General features: G+C 71.0%; 17 protein-coding genes and 1 pseudogene. 3 read left to right on the top strand and 15 right to left on the bottom strand.

Features of this window, described 5'->3' with window-relative positions:
- Positions 1-26: 26 nt before the first annotated feature.
- The 6 genes from BR98_RS28680 to acnA all read right to left on the bottom strand — a co-directional run bounded on the left by BR98_RS28680 (position 27) and on the right by acnA (position 8664).
- A complete protein-coding gene (locus BR98_RS28680; RefSeq protein WP_035849166.1) occupies positions 27-980 on the bottom strand; it encodes a carbohydrate ABC transporter permease in 954 nt (317 codons plus the stop codon).
- Positions 981-994: 14 nt separating this feature from the next.
- Positions 995-1927 carry a carbohydrate ABC transporter permease gene (locus BR98_RS28675; protein ID WP_035849163.1) on the bottom strand — a complete coding sequence of 311 codons (933 nt, stop codon included), beginning with the start codon at positions 1925-1927 and terminating at the stop codon, positions 995-997.
- Positions 1928-2067: 140 nt separating this feature from the next.
- Positions 2068-3465 (bottom strand): N-acetylglucosamine/diacetylchitobiose ABC transporter substrate-binding protein, encoded by a 1398-nt coding sequence (ngcE, locus tag BR98_RS28670; protein ID WP_035849160.1) that lies wholly within the window; start codon positions 3463-3465, stop codon positions 2068-2070.
- A 411-nt stretch (positions 3466-3876) separates the two neighbouring features.
- Positions 3877-5202, bottom strand: coding sequence for a glycoside hydrolase family 18 protein (locus tag BR98_RS28665; RefSeq protein WP_051970296.1), 1326 nt, complete (start codon positions 5200-5202; stop codon positions 3877-3879).
- 95 nt (positions 5203-5297) lie between these two features.
- Positions 5298-5936, bottom strand: coding sequence for a maleylpyruvate isomerase family mycothiol-dependent enzyme (locus BR98_RS28660; RefSeq protein WP_035849158.1), 639 nt, complete (start codon positions 5934-5936; stop codon positions 5298-5300).
- 67 nt (positions 5937-6003) lie between these two features.
- On the bottom strand, positions 6004-8664 hold the full coding sequence (gene acnA / locus BR98_RS28655; RefSeq protein WP_035849155.1) for an aconitate hydratase AcnA: 2661 nt from the start codon (positions 8662-8664) through the stop codon (positions 6004-6006).
- A gap of 331 nt (positions 8665-8995) precedes the next feature.
- On the opposite strand from acnA, the gene BR98_RS28650 reads away from it, so the two are divergent.
- Positions 8996-9553, top strand: a complete 558-nt coding sequence (locus BR98_RS28650; protein ID WP_035849153.1) for a superoxide dismutase family protein — start codon at positions 8996-8998, stop codon at positions 9551-9553.
- A gap of 5 nt (positions 9554-9558) precedes the next feature.
- Here BR98_RS28650 and argF read toward each other — a convergent pair whose 3' ends face one another.
- The 3 genes from argF to BR98_RS28635 form a co-directional block, all read right to left on the bottom strand.
- A complete protein-coding gene (gene argF / locus BR98_RS28645; protein ID WP_035849151.1) occupies positions 9559-10560 on the bottom strand; it encodes an ornithine carbamoyltransferase in 1002 nt (333 codons plus the stop codon).
- Between the two features lie 257 nt (positions 10561-10817).
- The gene (locus BR98_RS28640) at positions 10818-13436 is read right to left on the bottom strand and encodes a polynucleotide kinase-phosphatase (protein ID WP_035849149.1); all 2619 of its coding nucleotides are present in this window, start codon (positions 13434-13436) and stop codon (positions 10818-10820) included.
- Positions 13433-14986 (bottom strand): 3' terminal RNA ribose 2'-O-methyltransferase Hen1, encoded by a 1554-nt coding sequence (locus BR98_RS28635; RefSeq protein WP_035849147.1) that lies wholly within the window; start codon positions 14984-14986, stop codon positions 13433-13435. Before BR98_RS28635 ends, BR98_RS28640 begins: the two co-directional genes overlap by 4 nt.
- A gap of 135 nt (positions 14987-15121) precedes the next feature.
- Between BR98_RS28635 and dapD the strand changes: the two genes are divergently transcribed.
- On the top strand, positions 15122-16111 hold the full coding sequence (dapD, locus tag BR98_RS28630) for a 2,3,4,5-tetrahydropyridine-2,6-dicarboxylate N-succinyltransferase (RefSeq protein WP_035854213.1): 990 nt from the start codon (positions 15122-15124) through the stop codon (positions 16109-16111).
- A 316-nt stretch (positions 16112-16427) separates the two neighbouring features.
- Positions 16428-16637 carry a hypothetical protein gene (locus tag BR98_RS28625; RefSeq protein WP_035849145.1) on the top strand — a complete coding sequence of 70 codons (210 nt, stop codon included), beginning with the start codon at positions 16428-16430 and terminating at the stop codon, positions 16635-16637.
- A gap of 230 nt (positions 16638-16867) precedes the next feature.
- Here BR98_RS28625 and BR98_RS42665 read toward each other — a convergent pair.
- From BR98_RS42665 to BR98_RS28595, 6 genes and pseudogenes are all read right to left on the bottom strand, one after another.
- Positions 16868-17296, bottom strand: a pseudogene (locus tag BR98_RS42665) (DUF6099 family protein); the annotation flags it as partial.
- Positions 17297-17472: 176 nt separating this feature from the next.
- Entirely contained in the window at positions 17473-17817 is a 345-nt protein-coding gene (locus BR98_RS28615; RefSeq protein ID WP_051970295.1) for a nucleotide pyrophosphohydrolase, read from the bottom strand.
- A complete protein-coding gene (locus tag BR98_RS28610) occupies positions 17814-19232 on the bottom strand; it encodes an AAA family ATPase (RefSeq protein WP_051970294.1) in 1419 nt (472 codons plus the stop codon). Before BR98_RS28610 ends, BR98_RS28615 begins: the two co-directional genes overlap by 4 nt.
- Before the next feature lie 84 nt (positions 19233-19316).
- Positions 19317-20216, bottom strand: coding sequence for a putative RNA methyltransferase (locus tag BR98_RS28605; RefSeq protein WP_083977083.1), 900 nt, complete (start codon positions 20214-20216; stop codon positions 19317-19319).
- A 26-nt stretch (positions 20217-20242) separates the two neighbouring features.
- Positions 20243-20671 (bottom strand): hypothetical protein, encoded by a 429-nt coding sequence (locus tag BR98_RS28600; protein ID WP_035849129.1) that lies wholly within the window; start codon positions 20669-20671, stop codon positions 20243-20245.
- The gene (locus tag BR98_RS28595) at positions 20668-20913 is read right to left on the bottom strand and encodes a toxin-antitoxin system HicB family antitoxin (protein ID WP_035854203.1); all 246 of its coding nucleotides are present in this window, start codon (positions 20911-20913) and stop codon (positions 20668-20670) included. Before BR98_RS28595 ends, BR98_RS28600 begins: the two co-directional genes overlap by 4 nt.
- Positions 20914-20934: the final 21 nt, after the last annotated feature.

The following is a 20934-nucleotide window of genomic DNA, read 5'->3' as shown; positions in this document are numbered from 1 at the left end:
TGGGTGCTGAGTCCGGCGCGCGGGCGCTACTTGAGGGTGGCCGAGGTGAGACCGGCCTGGACCTGCTTCTGGAAGGAGAGGTACACCACCAGCACCGGCAGCATGGCGATCGTCATACCGGCGAACAGGCCGGGGAAGTCGCTCGCGTAACCGCTCTGCACGGCCAGGTTCATCAGGCCCTGGGCGAGCATCGAGCGGTCCGGGTCGGTGCCGCTCTGCTGCTGCATCAGGGTGACCGGCAGCAGGTACTGGTTCCACTGGCCGAGCACGTTGAAGATCAGCACGCTGATCAGCCCGGACTTCGCCATCGGCACCATGACCTGGAAGAAGGCCCGGGTGTGCGAGCAGCCGTCGATCATCGCCGCCTCGTGCACGGCGGTCGGCAGCGAGCGGAAGAAGGAGTACAGGAAGAAGACGGTGAACGGCAGCGAGTAGGCCGTGTACACCAGGATCAGGCCCGCGTACTGGTTGAGGCCGAGCCAGGGCAGCACCTGTCCGAGGTTCTTCACCATGAAGAAGAGCGGCACCAGGGCCAGGTAGACCGGGAACATCGCGCCGGCCACGAAGAAGTAGTAGATGACCCGGTTGCCGCGGAACTCGTAGCGGGCCAGCACGTAGGCCGCCATCGCGCCGAGCAGCATCGTCAGGGTCAGCGAACCCGCCAGCACGATCACGGTGTTGGCGAAGAAGCTGCCGATGCCCTTGCTCCAGGCGCGGGAGAAGGCGTCGAAGTGCCAGTGCGAGGGCCAGGCCCAGGCGCTGCCGCCGATCTGCGCGTTGGTCTTGAACGAGCCGAGGACGATCCAGATCAGCGGGCCCACGATCATCAGCGCCCAGAGGGCGAGGAAGCCGTGCGAGAAGACGTTGAGGATGCCCCCGCCGTCGGCGAAGCGCTGCTCCTTGACGGGCTTGCGGGGCGGCGTGCCGCCGACCTCGCGCTGGGCCGGGACCGTGCTGGTCGCGTCAGTCTTGGTACTCATGCCGGGTGCCCCGCTCAGAACTCGATCTTCTCGCGCCGGGTGACCCGGAGCGAGACGACGGACAGGATGAGGGTGATGAAGAAGATCACCACGCCCATGGCGCAGGCGTAACCGGCCTTGCCGAAGGTGATGAAGTTACGCATCAGGTAGGTGGCCATGATCTCGCTGTGGTGGTCGGGACCACCGCCGTAGTAGGCGCCGGGCGTCATGGTGGAGACCAGTGCGAAGGCGTCCATGGCGGCGATCGCCAGGTAGACCCAGGCGGTCTGGATGGTCTCCCAGAGCAGCGGCAGCGTGATCTTGAAGAAGGTCTGGGCCCGCTTGGCGCCGTCCAGCAGGGCGGCCTCGTAGATGTCCTTGGGCACCGACTGCATGGCTGCCGAGAAGAGCACCAGGTAGAAGCCGACCCCGGACCAGATCAGCACGCCGGTCACGCACCAGAGGCCGAGGTCCGGGTCGGCCAGCCACTGCCAGGGGTGGCCGGCGTCCTCCAGGCCCAGCTTGACCAGGATGCCGTTGAGCAGACCGCCCTGGTCGGTGCGGTACACGCCCTGGAAGAGCACCGAGAGGATGGCGACCGAGAGCACCTGCGGGAAGAAGAAGATGATCTTGTAGAAGGCCGCGCCGCGGACGCCCTGCACGCCGCCGGTGCCGCTGCGGCCGCCGACGTTGAGCATGAAGGCGAAGAAGAGCGCCAGCAGGATGGTCGCCACCGGCAGCACCAGGAGCAGCAGCAGGTTGTGCCCGACCGCCGAGATGAAGACGTTGTCGCCGAAGAGCTTGGCGTAGTTGCGCAGTCCGATGAAGTTCATCTTCTGCGAGGCCCCCGACCAGTCGGTCAGGGAGTAGCCGAAGGTCTGCAGGTACGGCCAGATGACCAGTACCACGTAGAGCACGACCGGAACGATGAGGAACCCCACGATGAAGGGGTATTTGCGGTGACGCATGAACTGCTCCTGTCCGCCACAGCCTGCGTCAGACAGGCTTCTAACTGCGCGGGGTTGAATCCTGGGGGCCGCGTGGAAGCACCGGGGCCCGCGCACGGGCCCCGGTGTCCGGTGATGGTTCCGTCGGGCCTGAGGGGGTCTCAGACCTTCTTGGAGGTGGCGGCCTTGCCGCGGGCCACCCAGTCCTTCGGGCCGATCCGCTTGTTGACCAGCTCGTTGGTGGCGTTCTGCAGCTCGGTGTCGAACGCCGTCTGCAGGTCCGGGTAGGAGAAGTTGAAGGTGTTGCTGCCGGCCGCGGTGACCGCCACCGAGGAGGACTTGGTGCCCGGCTTGAGCACCACGTCCGCGCCGATGCCGTCCTTGAGCACGGTGAGCGAGTTGGCGGCCGCGGCGAACTTGCCGGAGCCCTCCTTGGTCAGCATCATCCGCAGGAACTCGAGGCCGCCGGCCTGGTTCTTGGCCTTGCTCGGGACGATGAAGGGCTCACCGGCACCGGCGCGCACGGCGGTGGCGGGCAGCTTGTCGCCGGAGAGCGAGGGGATCGGCAGGAAGGCCATGTCGAAGTCGGCCGGGGTGACCTTGATCATCTCGTTCTCCAGCCAGGAGCCGGAGGGGATGAAGGCGGCCTTGCCCTGGCACCAGGCGGTCTGCGACTCGGTGTGGGTCATGCCGTTGGTGCCCGGGAGCAGGAAGTCGCCGTCCATGATCTTGTAGAAGGCGGTGACGCCGGCCAGCACCGCCGGGTCGTCCCAGGCGGTCGCGTCGCAGGCATCGATCTTCTTGACCAGGTCCAGGCCGCCCTGCTTGGCGATCAGGTCCAGGATCACGTAGTTGGCGTAGTACGGGTACTTGCCCTGGTGCGCGAAGGGCGCGATGCCGGCGGCCTTGATGGTGCCGCAGAGCGTGATGAACTCGTCCCAGGTCTTCGGGACGGCCCAGCCCTTGTCCTTGAAGAGCTTGGCGGAGTACCAGAGGCCGAAGACGGTGTAGACGTAGTTGAGCGAGACCATCTTGCCGCCGATGGTGCCCTGCTCGATGGTGCCCGGCAGCAGCACGTCGCGGATCTTCTTGGACGGGTCGTCCAGGTACGGCGCGTCGAGCAGCTTGGTCAGGTCGGTGAGCTGGTCGGCGCCCGCCAGCACGTCGATCTTCAGCTGCTGGGCGCCCGAGTCGTCGATGACGTCCGGCGGGTTGCCCGCGTTGAAGCGCGGCTGCAGCTTGGGGCTGATGTCCTGGGTGCCCAGGTGGCTGATGTTGGCCCCGGCGTAGGTCTTCTTGTACATGTCCTCGAAGGACTTGGCGTAGTCGTCGCCGTAGCCGCCCTTGAAGATCACGACGTCGAGCGGGTCGCCCGCCTTGACCCCGAACGGGTTGGCGGCGTTGCCGCCGGTGCCCGGTGCAGCGCTGTTGTTGTCGCTGCTGCTGCCGGTCCCGCCGGCACAGGCCGCGAGCAGCGAGCCGCTACCGGCCGCCAGAACGGTGACAGCGGCCGCGCGCTTGAAGATGTCGCGGCGGTTGTACTCAGTTGCAGAGCCCATCTGGTGCCCTAACCCCTCAGTGTCCAAGTGATGCAGAGGTGAACCGACGTGCGGCCTCAAAACGTGGTCTGACGGCCCGTCAACTAGCGCTCCTCAACCGTGCCTTAACCGTGCCTCGCGGCGAAGGTGCCGGTCAGAAGGGGTCTCGTCGATGGGCAAAGGTATAGTCCACTGTTCATTCGGCGGCAATAGTCTCCCCGTCGATAACGGCCCGCAGCACTCAAAGCGTTGTCGGCGGTGCAGCATGTGCAATGCTCAGGAAGCCTGCGTATATCTGCCGACTGGCTGAACATTGCCTGTGCGTGGAGCAGATTAGCGTGATTCTGCACGTTTGAACATAGAAATGCGCAGCTTCGCGCAACCGGGGAAGCGGTTGTGCGAAGCTGCGCAGGGTGTTCTCGGGGCTCAGCCTCAGTCCTCGCGCAGCCCCTTGTCCAGGGCCTTGACCAGGCTGCCCTGGGCGTCGTCGTTGTCCAGCGCCCAGGCCATCACCCCGGCCAGCCCGTTACACCGGGCGTACTCGGCCTTGCGGGCGAGCAGCTGCGGGGTGTCGAAGCTCCAGAAGTTGCTGCCGTCGTACTTCCAGCTGGCGCCGTGCTCGCGGTCGTAGACGACCGTGCCCGGCAGGTCCTTGATCTGGTTGTACGGCAGGTTGCCGCCCTGGGCCAGACCGGTCGCCGGCTGGTACAGGCCGCTCTTGGCGCCGGCCGGCACACCGGTCCAGCCGTAGCCGTAGAACGGCACGCCGAGCACCAGGCGGCTGGCCGGCACCCCGCGGTCCAGGTAGTCCTGGACCACCCGGTCCACGCTGTAGCCCTTGTTGTCGGGGGCGGCGTCGGCCGGGTCGGAGTAGAGGTTGGCATTGTGGTCGGTCGGCCCCTGGGCCTCCCAGGAACCGTGGAAGTCATAGGTCATCAGGTTCATCCAGTCCACCGACCTGGCGACCTTGCGGACCTCCAGCTGCTGCTGCTTGCCCTCGCCGGAGGGCACCGCGTCGGTCAGCAGCAGGTGCTTGTGCTGCTGCCTGCCGAGCGCGTCGAGCTGGCGGCGGAACTCCTGCATCAGCAGGGTGTAGTTCCGGCCGTCCTCGGGGCGCACCACATTGCCCGCGTCACCGCCACCGCCCGGGTACTCCCAGTCGATGTCGACCCCGTCGAAGACACCCGCGCCCGCGCCGGCACCGCCCTCGACGGCGCCGCCGAGCTGCGGCAGGTCGCCCTTGAGGTAGAGCTCGATGCAGGAGGAGACGAACTTCTTGCGCGACGCGTCATTGGCGGCCGCGTCCGAGAAGTACTTGGACCAGGACCAGCCGCCGAGCGAGATGACCGCCTTGAGCTGCGGATTGGCGGCCTTGAGCTTGCGCAGCTGGTTGAAGTTGCCCTTCAGCGGCTGGGCCGCGGTGTCGGCCACGCCGTCCACCGACTCCTCGGCGGAGACCGGGCGCTGGAAGTCGGCCCAGGCGTCGCCGACGCCGGCCGCGTTGGCCTCGAAGCAGGTGCCGTCGGCGGAGACGTTGCCGAAGGCGTAGTTGAGCACGGTCAGCCTGCTCGCCTGACCGGAGGTCTGCACCTTCTTGGCGGAGAAACCGCTGTAGATGCCCCACTGGGTGAAGTAGCCGACCCGCTGGCCCGGCAGGCGGTGGTGCTCCTGGGGCTCGGCCTGGGCGATCGGCGCGGCGGCCAACGAGGCCAGCACGGTGGCGGCCAGAACGGCCGAGGTACGACGGGGGATGCGCATGCGGGAGACCTGTGGCTCTCTCTGAGACAGCGTCAAATGGTCTGGACCAAGCTGAGACAGAGGTTTAGTCCATCAGGGTCGTCGCGCACAAGGGGTCAGCGGTGCGGGATCCGCTCGGTGAGGGTCTCCACGCCCTCGCCGGTCAGCGCCGCCAACCCGGCCGGACGGCCGGTGATCGCCAGCAGGAGCTCGAGCATCGGCCCCGCCGCCTCGGGGCCCTCCCCCGCCGACCAGTCGGCGTCGGTGGCCCGCAGGGACAGGCCAGCCACCCGCTTCTTGCCGCCGATCAGCAGGTTGGACAGGCGGTAGAAGTCGGCGCAGCGGACCAGCGCCTCGGTGGGGTAGTCGTGCGCGATGCCGAGCGGGCGGCGGATGTCCTCGGCGTGCACCACGGTCTCGCCGAGCCAGCTCTCCACCGGTCCCGGCGGATGGTCGGTGGCGTCCACCAGCTCGGCGAAGGCGGCCACCGTGCCGACCGGGCGGCCGCGGGTCAGCTCGTGGATCTCGCGGTCGGTCATGGTCTGGAAGTTGAAGCGCGCCTTGGCCATCTTCACGAAGAAGTCCCGGGGCGTCATCCGGGCGGTGGCGGCCATGTGCGCCAGGACGTCGCGGACGGTGCGTCCCGCACAGAGCGAGAACACCGTCCACTGCTGGGGGGCCAGCTGCTGCACGTCGGCGAGCAGCGCGCGCCGCTCGGCGTGGATCAGCGACCAGGTGTCGGATCGCGCCTCCATACCTCCGGAATAGCACAGACCGCGCCCCTCCACAGGAGGAGCGCGGTCTGCCGGCTGAAAGCCCTGATCAGCCGATCAGGCTGCGCAGCACGTACTGCAGGATGCCGCCGTTGCGGTAGTAGTCCGCCTCGCCGGGGGTGTCGATGCGCACGACCGCGTCGAACTCGACAGTGTTCCCAGCGGCGGCCACGGCCTTGACCTTGACGGTGGCCGGGGTGCGGCCCTCGTTCAGCTCGGTCACGCCGGCGATGGAGAAGGTCTCCTCGCCGGTCAGGCCCAGGCTGTCGGCGTTCTGGCCCTCCGGGTACTGCAGCGGGAGGACGCCCATGCCGATCAGGTTCGAGCGGTGGATGCGCTCGTAGGACTCGGCGATGACGGCCTTGACGCCGAGCAGCGCGGTGCCCTTGGCGGCCCAGTCACGGGACGAACCGGAGCCGTACTCCTTGCCCGCCAGGACGACCAGCGGGATGCCGGCGGCCTGGTAGTTCTGCGAGGCGTCGTAGATGAACGACACCGGCGCGTCGGCCTGGGTGAAGTCGCGGGTGTAGCCGCCCTCGGTGCCCGGCGCGATCTGGTTGCGCAGGCGGATGTTGGCGAAGGTGCCGCGGATCATCACCTCGTGGTTGCCACGGCGCGAGCCGTACGAGTTGAAGTCGCGCTTCTCCACACCGTGCTCGGTCAGGTACTGCGCGGCCGGGGTGCCGGCCTTGATGTTGCCCGCCGGGGAGATGTGGTCGGTGGTGACCGAGTCGCCCAGCTTGGCCAGCACGCGGGCGCCGGCGATGTCGGTCACCGGGCTCGGGGTCTTGGCCATGCCCTCGAAGTACGGGGGCTTGCGGACGTAGGTGGACTCGGCGTCCCACTCGAAGGTGTTGCCGGTCGGGACCGGCAGCGACTGCCAGCGGTGGTCGCCGGCGAAGACGTCCGCGTAGTCCTTGGTGAACATGGCCTGGTCGATGGAGTTGGCGACCACGTCGGCCACCTCCTGCTCCGACGGCCAGATGTCGGCGAGGAAGACGTCGTTGCCGTCGGCGTCCTGACCCAGGGCGTCGCGGGTGATGTCGACCTTCATGTTGCCGGCCAGGGCGTAGGCGACCACCAGCGGCGGGGAGGCCAGGTAGTTCATCTTGACGTCCGGGTTGATCCGGCCCTCGAAGTTGCGGTTGCCGGAGAGCACCGACACCACGGCGAGGTCCGCCTCGTTGACCGCGGCCGAGACCTCCTCGGGCAGCGGGCCCGAGTTGCCGATGCAGGTCACGCAGCCGTAGCCGACCAGGTTGAAGCCCAGCTTCTCCATGTACGGGAGCAGGCCGGCCTTCTCGTAGTAGTCCATGACGACCTTGGACCCGGGGGCCAGGGTGGTCTTGACCCAGGGCTTGACGTGCAGGCCCTTCTCCACGGCCTTCTTCGCCAGCAGGGCCGCGCCCAGCATGACGGAGGGGTTGGAGGTGTTGGTGCAGGAGGTGATCGAGGCGATCACGACCGCGCCGTTGTCGATCTCGTACGAGGTGCCGTCAGGCGCGCTGACCGGGGTCGGCTTGCTGGCCTCGGCGGCGTAGGACGGCAGCACCTCGGCGAACTTGGCGGCCGACTCGGCCAGGATCACGCGGTCCTGCGGGCGCTTCGGGCCGGCGATCGACGGGACGACGGTGGCCAGGTCCAGCTCCAGGTACTCGGAGTAGACCGGCTCGACCGACGGGTCGTGCCACAGGCCCTGCTCCTTGGCGTACGCCTCGACCAGGGCGAGCTGCTGCTCGTCGCGGCCGGTGAGCCGGAGGTAGTGCAGGGTCTCGTCGTCGATCGGGAAGATCGCGCAGGTGGAGCCGAACTCCGGCGACATGTTGCCGATGGTGGCGCGGTTGGCCAGCGGGATCGCGGTGACGCCGGCGCCGTAGAACTCGACGAACTTGCCGACCACACCGTGCTTGCGCAGCATCTCGGTGATGGTGAGCACCAGGTCGGTGGCGGTGGCACCGGCCGGCAGCTGGCCGTTGAGCTTGAAGCCGACCACCCGCGGGATCAGCATGGAGACCGGCTGGCCGAGCATGGCCGCCTCGGCCTCGATGCCACCGACGCCCCAGCCCAGCACGCCCAGGCCGTTGACCATGGTGGTGTGCGAGTCGGTGCCGACGCAGGTGTCCGGGTAGGCCTGGCCGCCCCGGACCATCACGGTGCGGGCCAGGTGCTCGATGTTGACCTGGTGCACGATGCCGGTGCCCGGCGGGACCACCTTGAACTCGTCGAAGGCGGTCTGGCCCCAACGCAGGAACTGGTAGCGCTCCTTGTTGCGGCCGTACTCGATCTCGACGTTCTGGACGAAGGCGTCCGGGGTGCCGAACTTGTCGGCGATGACGGAGTGGTCGATGACCAGCTCGGCCGGGGCCAGCGGGTTGATCTTGGCCGGGTCGCCGCCCAGCTCCTTGACGGCCTCACGCATGGTGGCGAGGTCGACCACGCACGGCACGCCGGTGAAGTCCTGCATGATCACGCGGGCCGGCGTGAACTGGATCTCCTGGCTCGGCTGGGCGTTCTCGTCCCAGCTGCCGAGGGCGCGGATGTGGTCGGCGGTGATGTTCGCGCCGTCCTCCGTGCGGAGCAGGTTCTCCAGCAGCACCTTGAGGCTGTACGGCAGCCGCTCGGAACCCTCGACGGCGGAGAGCTTGAAGATCTCGTACGACTCGTCGCCCACCTGCAGCGAGCTGCGGGCGTCGAAGCTGTTCGCGGACACGACTGACTCCTTCTAGGTGCTTCGTGCGGTACGTGGGGTTTGGGTGGACCACACGAGGAAGCCCGGGGATCGCCTCTCGGCAAGTATCTTGATGTCGAGATAAATCATAGCGTCGAGTTATCTCGATGTCGAGATAAACCATAGTGCATGGGCGGACTGGGAGTGCTCTCGGGCACCCCCTGGCGCGCCAGGCATTCTCGGGCGCGCACCCGCCCCCGCATCCGGCTCCCGAACGGGTGACGCTGCGGCGCGCTCGGCATGCCCGGCAGGTGGGGCGGGCCGGGGGCGGGACAGTTGGCGGGAGTGTCAGCCGCTCCGGAAAGGCCCTGCCATGCGTGCTCCCCTGCTCGCCGGTTCCTCGTTCACGGCCGCCCTGGCCCTGGTCGCGCTGAGCGCGCCCGGGGCCGGGGCGGCCGGTCCCTTCACCGTGGTGAGCGAACGGTTCGCCCCCGCTTCGGCGTTCGTGCCGCCGGCCGCGGTGAGCTTTGCACCGGACCTGGTCCCGTACGGGTCGACCCTGCGGGCGGTGGTCCTCCAGGTGGACGGTCACACGCGGGTGCGGCTGACGGCCACCGGCCTGGCTCCCGGACACAGCTTCCCCGCCCATGTGCACACCAGGGCCTGCGACGCGGTGCCGACCGCTTCGGGACCGCACTACCAGGACCGGGTCGACCCGGTGCAGCCGTCCACCGACCCCGGCTACGCCAACGAGCGCAACGAGCTGCACCTGCTGCTGAGCACGGACCAGGACGGGAACGGTGAGGCGGTGGCGGACGTCGACTGGACCTTCCGGCCGGGCGAGGCGAACTCGGTGGTGCTGCACGCGGGGAGCGCGGCCGGGCAGCACGCCGCCGGCGAGCGGGTGGCGTGCCTGAACGTGCCGTTCTGAGCCGGTCAGCTACCGAGGGTGGCGACCAGGACGGCCTTGATGGTGTGCAGGCGGTTCTCCGCCTGGTCGAAGACGATGGAGTGCGCCGACTCGAAGAGCTCGTCGGTGCATTCCAATTCGGCCATGCCGGTGCTCTCGAAGAGCTGCCGACCCAGGGCGGTGCCCAGGTCGTGGAAGGCCGGCAGGCAGTGCAGGAACTTGACCTGCGGGTTGCCGGTGGCCCGGACCGTGTCCATGGAGACCTGATAGGCCTTCAGCTGCTCGATCCGCTCCACCCAGACCTCCTTGGGCTCGCCCATCGAGACCCAGACGTCGGTGTAGAGGAAGTCCACGCCGGCCACGCCCTCGGCCACGTCCTCGGTGAGGGTGATCCGGGCGCCGCTGACCGCCGCGAGCTGCTCGGCCGACTCCCGGACCTCCTTGCCCGGCCAGTACGCCTCGGGCGCCACGATCCGGATGTCCAGGCCGAGCAGCGCGCCGGTGATCAGCAGCGAGTTGCCCATGTTGAAGCGGGCGTCGCCCAGGTAGGCGAGGGAGACCTCGGTCAGCGGCTTGCTGCTGTGCTCCTGGATGGTCAGCATGTCGGCGAGCATCTGGGTCGGGTGCCACTCGTCGGTCAGCCCGTTGAAGACCGGCACGCCGGCGTGGGCGGCCAGCTCCTCGACGACGGCCTGGCCGTGCCCTCGGTACTCGATCCCGTCGAACATCCGGCCGAGCACCCGGGCGGTGTCCTTCACCGACTCCTTGTGGCCGATCTGCGAGGCCGAGGGCTCCAGGTACGTGGTGGCGGCACCCTGGTCGTGGGCGGCCACCTCGAAGGCGCAGCGGGTCCGGGTGGAGGTCTTCTCGAAGATCAACGCGATGTTCTTGCCGCGCAGCCGGGGCTGCTCGGTGCCCGCGTACTTGGCGGCCTTGAGCTGCGCGGCGAGGTCGATCAGGAAGCGGAACTCCTGAGCCGAGAAGTCGAGCTCCTTGAGGAAGTGCCGGTTCCGGAGGTTGAAGGCCATGCCGGGCTCCTGGGGTGACGGGATGCGGGGACGGCAATAGTATACGCGATGCAGAATTTATATGCATGGCTTCATATCAGTGAGCTCCGCCAACGGCCACCCCGGCGCCGGCCCCGGTGGCGGGGGCGGCGGTGGCGGGGGCGGCGGAGGCGGGGGCGGCGACTGCAACCCGATCTGTCGCCAGCCCGGTGCGGTCCGGCCTGCGTGTACAGGCCGGACCGCACCGCTGCCCGGGTCACTGCCCGGACCGCTGGGGCTCAGAGCCGCGGGTCCACCGGCTCCGACTCCAGCGCGAGCACGGCGAAGACCGGTTCGTGCACCCGCCAGAGCGGCTCACCGCCGGCCAGCCGGTCCAGCGCCTCCATCCCGAGCGCGTACTCGCGCAGCGCGAGCGAGCGCTTGTGGCCCAGCGCCCGCTGGCGCAGCACACCGAGGTGCTCGGTGTAGTCCGGGCCGTAGATGATCCGCAGGTACTCCCGGCCGCGGACCTTCAGACCCGGCTGGACCAGCCCGCCCGGGCGCCCCTCCCCCGGTGCGCCGCGCACCAGTGAGGCCAGCGGCTTGACCACCATGCCCTCGCCGCCGTCGGCGGTGAGCTCCTCCCACCAGGCGATGCCGGCCTTGATCGACTCCTCGTCCTCGGTGTCGACGACCAGTCGGCCGGTGGCCCGCAGCAGCGGCTCCGCGCCCGATCCGGTGAGCGCCGCCTGATCGGCCGCGACCAGCCGGTCGAGCCAGGCCAGGTGCTCGTCGTGCGGGCGCACGGCGAGGTTGGCACCCTCGGCGGCGAGCAGCTGGAAGGGGGCCAGCCGGATGCCGTTCAGGCCCTCGGTGGGCCAGCAGTACTTCCGGTAGGCGGCGGTGAACGCCTCGGCGTCGGCCGTCCGGCGCCGGTGACGCTCAGTCAGCTCGGCCAGGCCCTCGATGCCGCGGCCGCTCGCCTGCTCCAGGGCCGCGAGCACCTCGGGCAGCGCGGTGCGGGCCGCGGCGCCCACGGCCGCGTACTGCCGGCGCAGCAGGTCGAGCGCCTTGAGCGACCAGGGCAGCAGCTCGGCGTCGAGCAGCAGCCAGTCGGTGGCCAGCTCGGTGAAGAGGCCGGCGCCCTCGGCCGCCGCGCTCACCCGGTCGAGCAGGGCGGCGGTCAGCTCCTCGTCGCCGAGGAAGGCGCGGCCCGTCCTGGTCCAGATCGCACCGGGCCCGGCCAGGCCGAACCGGCGCTCCAGCGCGGCCGAGTCCCGGGCGACCAGCACCACGGCCCGCGAGCCCATGTGCTTCTCCTCGCAGATCACCTGGCGCACACCGTCGGCGCGGTAGGCGAAGAAGGCTTCCTCGGGGTGTTCGAGGTAGCCCTCGCGGCGGGAGGTGGCGCTGGGGGCCATGGTCGGCGGCAGGTAGGCGAGCAGCCGCGGGTCCAGCGCGAAACGGCTCATCACCTCCAGCGCGGCGGCGGCGTTCTCCTCCCGGACCGCGATCCGGCCGTGCAGCGTGGTCTCCACCACCCGGCGCCCGGCCACGTCGGCCAGGTCCAGCGGACGGCCCTCGCGGGCGCCCGGCGCGTCGGTGATCACGGGACGGACGGGGGCGTACCACTCCTGCTCGGCCGGGATGCCGACCAGCTCGCGCTCGGGGTAGCGCAGCGCGGTCAGGCTGCCGCCGAAGACGGCTCCGGTGTCCAGGCAGATGGTGTTGTTGAGGAAGCTCGCCACCGGGACCGGGGTGTGGCCGTAGACCACCAGTGCCTTGCCCCGGTACTCCTCGGCCCACGGGTAGCGGACCGGCAGGCCGTACTCGTCGGTCTCACCGGTGGTGTCGCCGTAGAGGGCGTGCGAGCGGACCCGGCCGGAGTTGCGGCCCTGGTACTTCTCCGGCAGACCCGCGTGGCAGACCACCAGCCGGCCGCCGTCCAGCAGGTAGTGGCTGACCAGGCCGCGGATGAAGGCCCGGACCTCGGCGACGAACTCTGCGGGCTCGGCGGCCAGCTGGTCCAGCGACTCCTGCAGGCCGTGCGAGACCGTCACCTGGCGGCCGCTCAGCGCCCGGCCCAGCTTGTTCTCGTGGTTCCCGGGCACGCAGAGCGCGTGGCCGGCGGCCACCATGCCCATCACCAGGCGCAGCACGCCCGGGGTGTCCGGGCCGCGGTCGACCAGGTCGCCGACGAAGACCGCGGTGCGGTCGGCCGGCGGTACGGCGTCCACCGGGCGGCCCAGCTCGTCCCGGACCAGCTGGTAGCCGAGCCGGGTGAGCAGGGTCTCCAGCTCGGCGCGGCAGCCGTGGATGTCGCCGATGATGTCGAACGGGCCGGTGCGGTCGCGCAGGTCGTTCCAGCGCTTCTCCAGCACGATCTCGGCGGCGTCCACCTCGGCCACCCCGCGCAGGTGGTGGACCTTGCGGAAGCCCTCGCGCTCCAGGCCGGCCAGCGAGCGGCGCAGCTCGCGGTGCTGACGTGGGATCACATGGGCGCCGAAGTCCCGGTCGGGGCGGGTCCGGTTGCGCTCGGCGCAGACGCTCGGCGGCACGTCCAGCACGATCGCGATCGGCAGCACGTCATGGGCCCGGGCCAGGGCGACCAGTTGCTTGCGCGCGCCGGGCTGCACGTTGGTGGCGTCGACCACGGTGAGCCGGCCGGCCGCCAGCCGCTTGCCGACGATGTAGTGCAGCAGCTCGAAGGCCGCGGCGGAGGCGGACTGGTCGTTCTCGTCGTCCGAGACCAGGCCACGGCAGAAGTCCGAGGAGATCACCTGGGTGGGGGCGAAGTGCTTGCGGGCGAACGAGGACTTGCCCGCGCCGCTGGTGCCGACCAGGACGACCAGGGAGAGATCGGTGACGGGCAGGCTACGGGGAGCCTGGGTCCGGTCGGTCGGGGTGAGGTCGGTCATCGAGAGCTCCCTTCGGAGGACGTGGTCAGGTGGAAGACGGCCAGCTGGCTGGGTGAGCCGACCTCCGGATCGTCCGGGCCGACCGGCCGCAGGTCCACGGCGTACCCGTAGAGCCCCGCGACCCGCTCGGCCCAGGCCCGGAACTGCGCGCGGTCCCACTCGAAGCGGTGGTCGGCGTGCCGGTGGTGGCCCGCCGGGAGGGTCTCCCAGCGGACGTTGTACTCGGCGTTGGGCGTGGTGACGATCACCGTGCGCGGGCGGGCGGCGCCGAACACCGCGTGTTCCAACGCCGGCAGCCTGGGCAGGTCCAGGTGCTCGATCACCTCGCACAGGACGGCCGCGTCATAGCCCTTGAGCCGGCTGTCGGTGTAGGTCAGCGCGCCCTGCACCAGCCGCACCCGGCTCGCCTGACGCTCCGACAGCCGGTCCAGCCGGAGCTTGCGCGCGGCCGTGGCGAGGGCGTTGGCCGAGACGTCGACCCCCAGGATCTCAATGACCTGCTTCTCCTTGAGCAGCGCGGCCACCAGCTCGCCCTGGCCGCAGCCGAGGTCCAGCACCCGGGCGGCGCCGTGCTCGCGCAGCAGGGCGAGGATGGCCTCGCGGCGCTGCTGGGCCAGGGACGGGGGCTTGGGCTCGGCCTCCGGTTCGGCCTCTGCCTTGGCAGCGGCCTCGTCGGCGGCTGTTTCGGCGCCGGTCTCGGGTTCCGGGGTGACGGCGTTGTCCAGCTCCTCGGGCTCGCTGTCGTCGGCCTCGGCGAGGCGGGCCAGCTCCAGCCGGCGCATCGCCTCGTTCGCCAGCGACCAGCGACGGTGCAGGTAGCGGCGGATGATCAGGGCCCGGTCCGGGTGGTCGGCCAGCCAGCCCTCCCCCGCGTCCAGCAGCTTGTCCACCTCGTCCGGCGCCACCCAGTAGTGCTTGGCGCCGTCCAGCACCGGGAGCAGCACGTAGAGCTGCTGCAGCGCGTCGGCCAGCCGCAGTGTGCCGGTCAGCTCCAGGCTGAGGTAGCGCGAGTCGCCCCAGGCCGGGAAGGTCTCGTCCAGCGGGATCGCGGTGCTGCTCACCTGCCAGCCGAGCGGCTCGAAGAGCCGGTTGACCAGCGGCGTTTCCTCGGGCGAGCGCTGCTCACCATCGCCGGTCGCCACGGCGGGCAGCCGGACCGTCAGCGGGCGCGGCTGCTCGGCCAGACCGGGCCGCTGCTCGCAGACGCCCTTCATCGCCGTCCGGAAGACCGTGCGCAGGGCCACCGCGAGCAGCGAGGAGGCCGCGTACGGCCGGTCGTTGACGTACTGCGAGAGGGCGCCGGCTCCTGTCGATGCTGTCGGAGAACCCGCGCGACCCCGGCCCCGGCCGCGCCGAACCAGCGCGATCGGGTCGACGTCCAGCAGCAGCGCGGCCGTGCAGCGCTGCTCGCCCGCCTCCGGGTAGAAGACGTGCGCCTCACCGTGCGAGGTGCTGAAGCGCTGCGCCTTCGCCGGGTGCTTGTGCAGCAGGAAGCCCAGGTCGGTGGCCGGCTGCTCGGCCGTTCCTGTGGTGGAGATCGAGATGAACACCCGAGCGAGTATCCCGGCTCTGCCGGCCGCTGAGCACCTGGTTTTGGCCACCGCGAGCACGGCCGGCAACCGCCGGGGCGTCCGCACCCTGAGCCGTTTCGGCAGGTCGAGCCGGAATTGGTTACCGTGCTCGATGTGACTGAAACGACCTCCTCCCTCGCCCGTGGCGCTGTCGCCGCCGGTCTCGCGACCATCGCCGCCGACGGCACCGTTCTCGACACCTGGTTCCCCGCCCCCGCCCTGACCGACGCGGCCGGCCCGTCCGGCACCGTGCGGCTGTCGGCCGAGCAGGCCGAGGCCGAGCTCGGGGCCGGCGCCGCCAAGGCGCTGCGCACCGACGCCCGCCGCGGGGTGGAGGTCGTCGCGGTGCGGACCACGATCGGCTCGCTGGACGAGAAGCCGCTGGACGCCCACGACGGCTACCTGCGTCTGCACCTGCTGAGCCACCGGCTGGTCCAGCCGCACGGGCTGAGCCTGGACGGCATCTTCGGCCTGCTGGCGAACGTGGCGTGGACCAGCATCGGTCCGGTGCCGGTGGAGCTGGTCGAGCAGGCCCGGCTGGCGGTCCGCGCCGAGGGCGGCCAGCTGGCCGTCTACGGGATCGACAAGTTCCCGCGGATGACCGACTACGTGGCCCCGAGCGGGGTGCGGATCGCGCACGCGGACCGGGTCCGGCTCGGCGCGCACCTGGCCGTCGGCACCACCGTGATGCACGAGGGCTTCGTCAACTTCAACGCCGGGACGCTGGGCACCTCGATGATCGAGGGCCGGATCAGCGCCGGTGTGCTGGTCGGCGACCACAGCGACATCGGTGGCGGCGCCTCGATCATGGGCACCCTGTCGGGCGGCGGCAAGCAGGTCGTCTCGGTGGGCGAGCGCTGCCTGCTGGGCGCCAACGCGGGCATCGGGATCTCGCTGGGGAACGACTGCGTGGTCGAGGCCGGCCTGTACGTCACCGCGGGCACCCGGGTCACCACCCCGGACGGCGCCGTCGCCAAGGCGGTCGAGCTGTCCGGCCAGGACAACCTGCTGTTCCGCCGCAACTCGCAGTCGGGCGCAGTCGAGGTGATCGCCCGCTCCGGTTCCTGGGGCGGCCTGAACGCCGAGCTGCACGCGCACAACTGACCTCCTGTCGAACAGCGGCTCCTCGGGCCCCGGTGGCGCTCCCCGCGCGACCCGGGCCCTTGCCGTCCGCGGGGCGGTGCCCGGGCGTGCGTAGCCCGGCGTCCGTAGCCCAGGGGGCGAGGCGGCGGCAAATGCGGGGTGACTCGGGGGGCTGAGGGGTGGCGGTGGTTGGACCTCATCGAGTGGTCGGTGGTGACCGGAAGCACGGGAGGTCGTTGGGACGACGGGGCCGTCTGGGTCCTGTGGCGTCCACTGGACGAGTGGCGCCACCGTCCGAACGCAGCACATCGCGCTCCCGAGCTGGAGGGTCCCCCTCATGTCCGAGCCCAGGTACGAGGCACCCGTCGCACCCCCGCAGCAGCCTGCCGCACCCGCCCCCAAGAGCCTGTTGGACCAGATGCAGGAGCTGCTCGCCTCGGTCAACGCGGACCTGGCCGATCTGGGCTCGGACCTGGAGGCGTCCGGCGCCCGCGCGGTGGACCGCAACGGTGTCCCGGAGACGCCCAGCGGTGCCGGGGCCCGGTGAACCGACGGCTGCCGCACCGGGGACTGCCGGCCCGGGGACTGCCCGGGCCGTTCAGGTAGCCCGGGCAGTTCGGGTAGCCCGGGCGGCGGGCTGAGCGCCACCACCAGGCGCAGCTCGGGCTCGGCCGGATCGGCGTCGTAACCGTCCTCGCCGTCCTCGCCGCAGCCGTCGGGCCAGTCACTCCCCGGCGACGTCCTGCCGGCCCGGCGGCGGAGGATCCGGAGCAACTCCACCACCAGGTCCCGGCACTCGGCATGGGCGTCCAACCCGTCGTTGGCCACCCAGTAGACGCCCATGGTCTTGGCGGTGTGGCCGATGGCGATCAGCGCCTGCGCCGATTCGGAGAGCAGCTGGCGCAGCTGCTGCAGAGCCGGTTCCGGCTCGCCCACCTCGCTGAGCCGGGCCGCCCGGCCCGCCGCCGGCCAGTCCCACTGCTCGGGTCGGTCGACCGCGTCCTCCAGTCGGTCGGCGGCATGCGCCCCGGCTGCGGCGAGCAGCTGGGCGACGGCGGCCACCTCACCGTCCTGATGGTCGCTCAGCCAGGCGGCCACGGCCTCGGTGAGTGCCGCGGTCTGCCAGGCCTCGGACAGCAGGTCCGGCACCGTCCTGGCCTCGGCGAGCGCGTGCCGGGAGGTCTTGATCAAACGGAGTGCGTCCATGCCCGGGACTCCCCTCTCCTGTGCTGACTGGTCCTCGGGCCGGTCCGGCGACCGGCCCGTCAGCAGGAGAGTGCGCCACTGGCGAGGCCCGTGCACGCGCTGGTTCGGAACCTGTGGACAACCCCGGGGGTGTGGAAAAGCCGCCGAGCATGAGTCCGACAGTCATACTGCCGCGGCTACTCCTCCGGCACCGGGAAGCGCAGCTCGTTGCGGTCGATCTTGGCCGCCAGCGCCGCCAGCGGGTCGATCCCGAGCACCGTGCAGAACTGCACCAGGTAGGCCAGCACATCCGCCACCTCGTCCCGGACCCGGTGCGCGCGCTCGGGGTCGGCCATCACCGCAGTGGCCTGGTCCGGGGTCAACCACTGGAAGATCTCCAGCAGTTCACCGGCCTCCACGGTGAGCGCGGCGGCCAGGTTCTTCGGCGTGTGGAAGGGCTGCCAGCGCCGCGCCGCGGCGAAGTCGGACAGGCGCTGGGCCAGGTCGTCGAGGGTGAGCTGGTGCTCGGGCTGTTCGGTCACCGCTCCAGGTCTACCGCATCCCCGGACCCACCGGCACCGGCCCCAGCCGCACCGGCCGCACCCGCACCGGCACCGGCACCGGCCCTACTTACACCACCCGCACCACCAACACCACCCGCACCGACCCCGCGATCCCGCGCGGGCTGGACCGGCACCCGCGGCGCCGCCGCCCCCAGCACGCTGTGCCCGCTCACCGGGTCCCGCCGGCACTCCACCAGCCGCACCCCCTCCACCAGCCGGGCCGGCCCCGGGTCCTGCAGCGCCGCCAGCAGCCGCAGGTGCTCCTTGTCGCACATCTCGCGCGCCAGCCGCAGCAGCGCGGCGGTCTGCTCGTCCGCCAGCCCGGCGCCCAGGTCCTCGGCGAGCACGGTCAACTGCCGCTGTGCCCAAGGGATCTCAGCGGCCGGTTCGATTTCCAGCACGCCGGCGCCGGTGAGCAGCACGGCGGCGAGCGCGAGCAGCCGCAGCATGCCGTCCGAGGCCTGGTCGGCGCCGGTGCGGCCGAGCACGCCCTCGTCGAAGACGGCGAGCAGCCGCTCCTGGGCCCGGCTGCCGCGCCGGTCCACGTCCAGGCCGAGCAGCGGGTGCGGGGCGGCCGCCTGGACGGCCTTGAGCAGGCGGCCGTAGCGTCGTTGGCACTCGCCCTGCAGCCGGGCCAGCACGGCGGACATGTTGGCGGCGGTGGGCAGCAGTCGGGCCTGCGGGTCCGGCCGGACCCAGCCGCGCATCAGCGCGGGCACCGGGTGTACCGGGAACACCTCGCGCAGCGCGGTGAGCAGCTGTTCGACGGCGGCCAGCACCTTGCGCTCGCCCGGGGAGGAGCCGGCCACCCGGAGCGGGAGCTGAGTGGTGATCAGGCTGCCACTGGGGAACGGCGCGCGGATGTCCCCCTGACGGGTGTCGTTGTGCCAACTGACGTTGACCCGGCCGCCCGCGACGTCCTGCTCGCCGGTCTCCACCAGGGTCTGCCCGTCGCAGACCAGCCACTCCCGGGCCACCCGGACCCGCCCGTCGGTGCGAATCACCAGCTCCAGCCGGATCGGCCCGGCGCAGGAGCGGACCGTGCAGCCCAGGATGATCGCGTTGCGCCCGTGCGGCACGCAGCCCTGCAGCCCGCCGCGCACCGGTGCGGCCAGCGGCCCGGAGATGCCGCCGATGCCGTCCAGCGAGGGGCCGATCTCCTCGCCGAGGGCCAGCCGGGAGAGCACCGCGAGGGCGTCCAGCGCGTTCGACTTGCCGACGCCGGACGGCCCGTGAAGCACGGTGAGCGGGGCGAGCGGCAGGGTGGCGCGGCGGAAGGACTTGAACGAGGTGAGGCGGACTTCCTCGACGGTGGGCCGAAGCGCGGGGCGGAGGTCGGCTTCACCCGGGGAGGCGGGCGCGGGGGCAGGACGCGGAACGACTTCGCTGGTCACTGAGCCGACGCTACTGACCAGGTATCAGCCCGTGACCAGGAGAAACGTGCCTTCGTCCGACGATTCACCCCATCGGGGCGCGGCTCATCCCCGGTCCGGCGCGGCCGACCCCTCGTCCGCCCTTTCGTCCGCCCGCTCGTCCGACCCCTCGTCCGATCGCTGGTACACCGCCACCCGCACCGACCCGGTCACCGTCACCGGTTCCGGCAGCGCCGCCAGCGCGGCGGCCAGCCTGCCCGGCTCGGTGTGCCAGGCGTTCGGCCCCATCCCGACCACGGCGGCCGCGTCCCGGTGCGTCAGCCGCAGCTCGAACTCGACCTCCTCGCGCCCGACCGGGGTGAGCCAGGGGCTGAGCTTCTGCTCGATCCGCCGGTCCTTCTCCTCGTCCACCGCCAGCAAGCCCAACTCATCGACCAGTTCCCGCAGGTGACGGGTGGTCGGGGAGACCAGCAGCAGTCGGCCGCCCGGGCGCAGCACCCGGTGGATCTCGGGGCCGTTGCGCGGCGCGAAGACGTTGAGCACCAGGTCGGCGCAGCCGTCGGCGAGCGGCAGCGGGCGCCAGGCGTCGCAGACCACCGCGCCGGCCCGCGGGTGTGCCTTGGCGGCGCGGCGCAGCGCGAATTTGGAGATGTCCAGGGCGGCGCCGACCCCGTTCTCCAGGGCGTCCAGGACCCGGGCCAGGTAGTACCCGGTGCCGGCGCCCAGGTCCACCACCAGGCCCTGGGACCCGGCGGCCGCCGAGGCGAGCGCTGCGGCGATCGGCGCGTAGTGCCCGGCGGCCAGGAAGTCGGCGCGGGCCGCCACCATCTCGGCGGTGTCCCCGGTCCCGGTGTGCGCGTCACCCGGCAGCAGGCTGACGTACCCCTGCTTGGCGACGTCGAAGGCATGCCCCTCGGGGCAGCGCAGGGTGCGCCCGGCCGCGTCGAGGGCGAGGCCGTGCGCACAGTGGGGGCAGGTCAGGTACCGCGCGATGTCCCGGAGCACACCAAACCTTAGACCGCCGGACCGTCTCAGTCCGAGTCGGAGTCCGGTCCGTCCTCCCCCGCGACCCCCTCCCCCTCGGCCTCGTCCACGATCCAGCCGTTGAGCCGCTCGGCGACCCCGTCCACGCCGAGTTTGCCCTCCCGGATCGCGCGGGCCAGGCTGCGGACCTCGCGGGCGGTGGTGGCGACGTGGCAGCCGCTGGCCACCAGATAGGCGTAGGCGACGGCGGTGGCGAAGAGTTCGTTGGTGCGTTCCAGGGCCGGCACCCGGATCAGCTGGTGCATCAGGGCGGCAGCCCGGTCCTGCGGCTCGGGGTAGACGGCGATGTCGAAGATCTCGGCCTGGTGCCGGGCGATCGCGCCGAGCAACGAGCCGTAGTCGGTCACCTGGGGGTCGCCGGGGGTGTACTGCTCGGCTGTCATCAACAGCCAGGAGAGGTCGACCTCCAGGTTCAACGGCGTCCGCCCTGCCGGTCGTCGGCCGGAACGCGCTCGCCGAACTCCGAGAGGAACTCGCTCTCGTACTCCTTCATGAACTGCGCGGCCGCGTCCACGAAACGTAGCCCGGTCTCGCCCATGTCCTGCTGGACGAGCCTTTCGATGTACTGGTTCATGCTGATCCCCTGCTGCTCCGCCCGCTCGCGGGCCATCTCGGCGGTGGTGGCGTCCACCCGCACGTTGAGCTGCTTCTTACCCATGCCATCGAAGCTAGCGCGCAT

The sequence above is a fragment of the Kitasatospora azatica KCTC 9699 genome (assembly GCF_000744785.1).
Classification (GTDB): domain Bacteria; phylum Actinomycetota; class Actinomycetes; order Streptomycetales; family Streptomycetaceae; genus Kitasatospora; species Kitasatospora azatica.
This window is presented reverse-complemented; position numbering and strand designations above follow the sequence as displayed.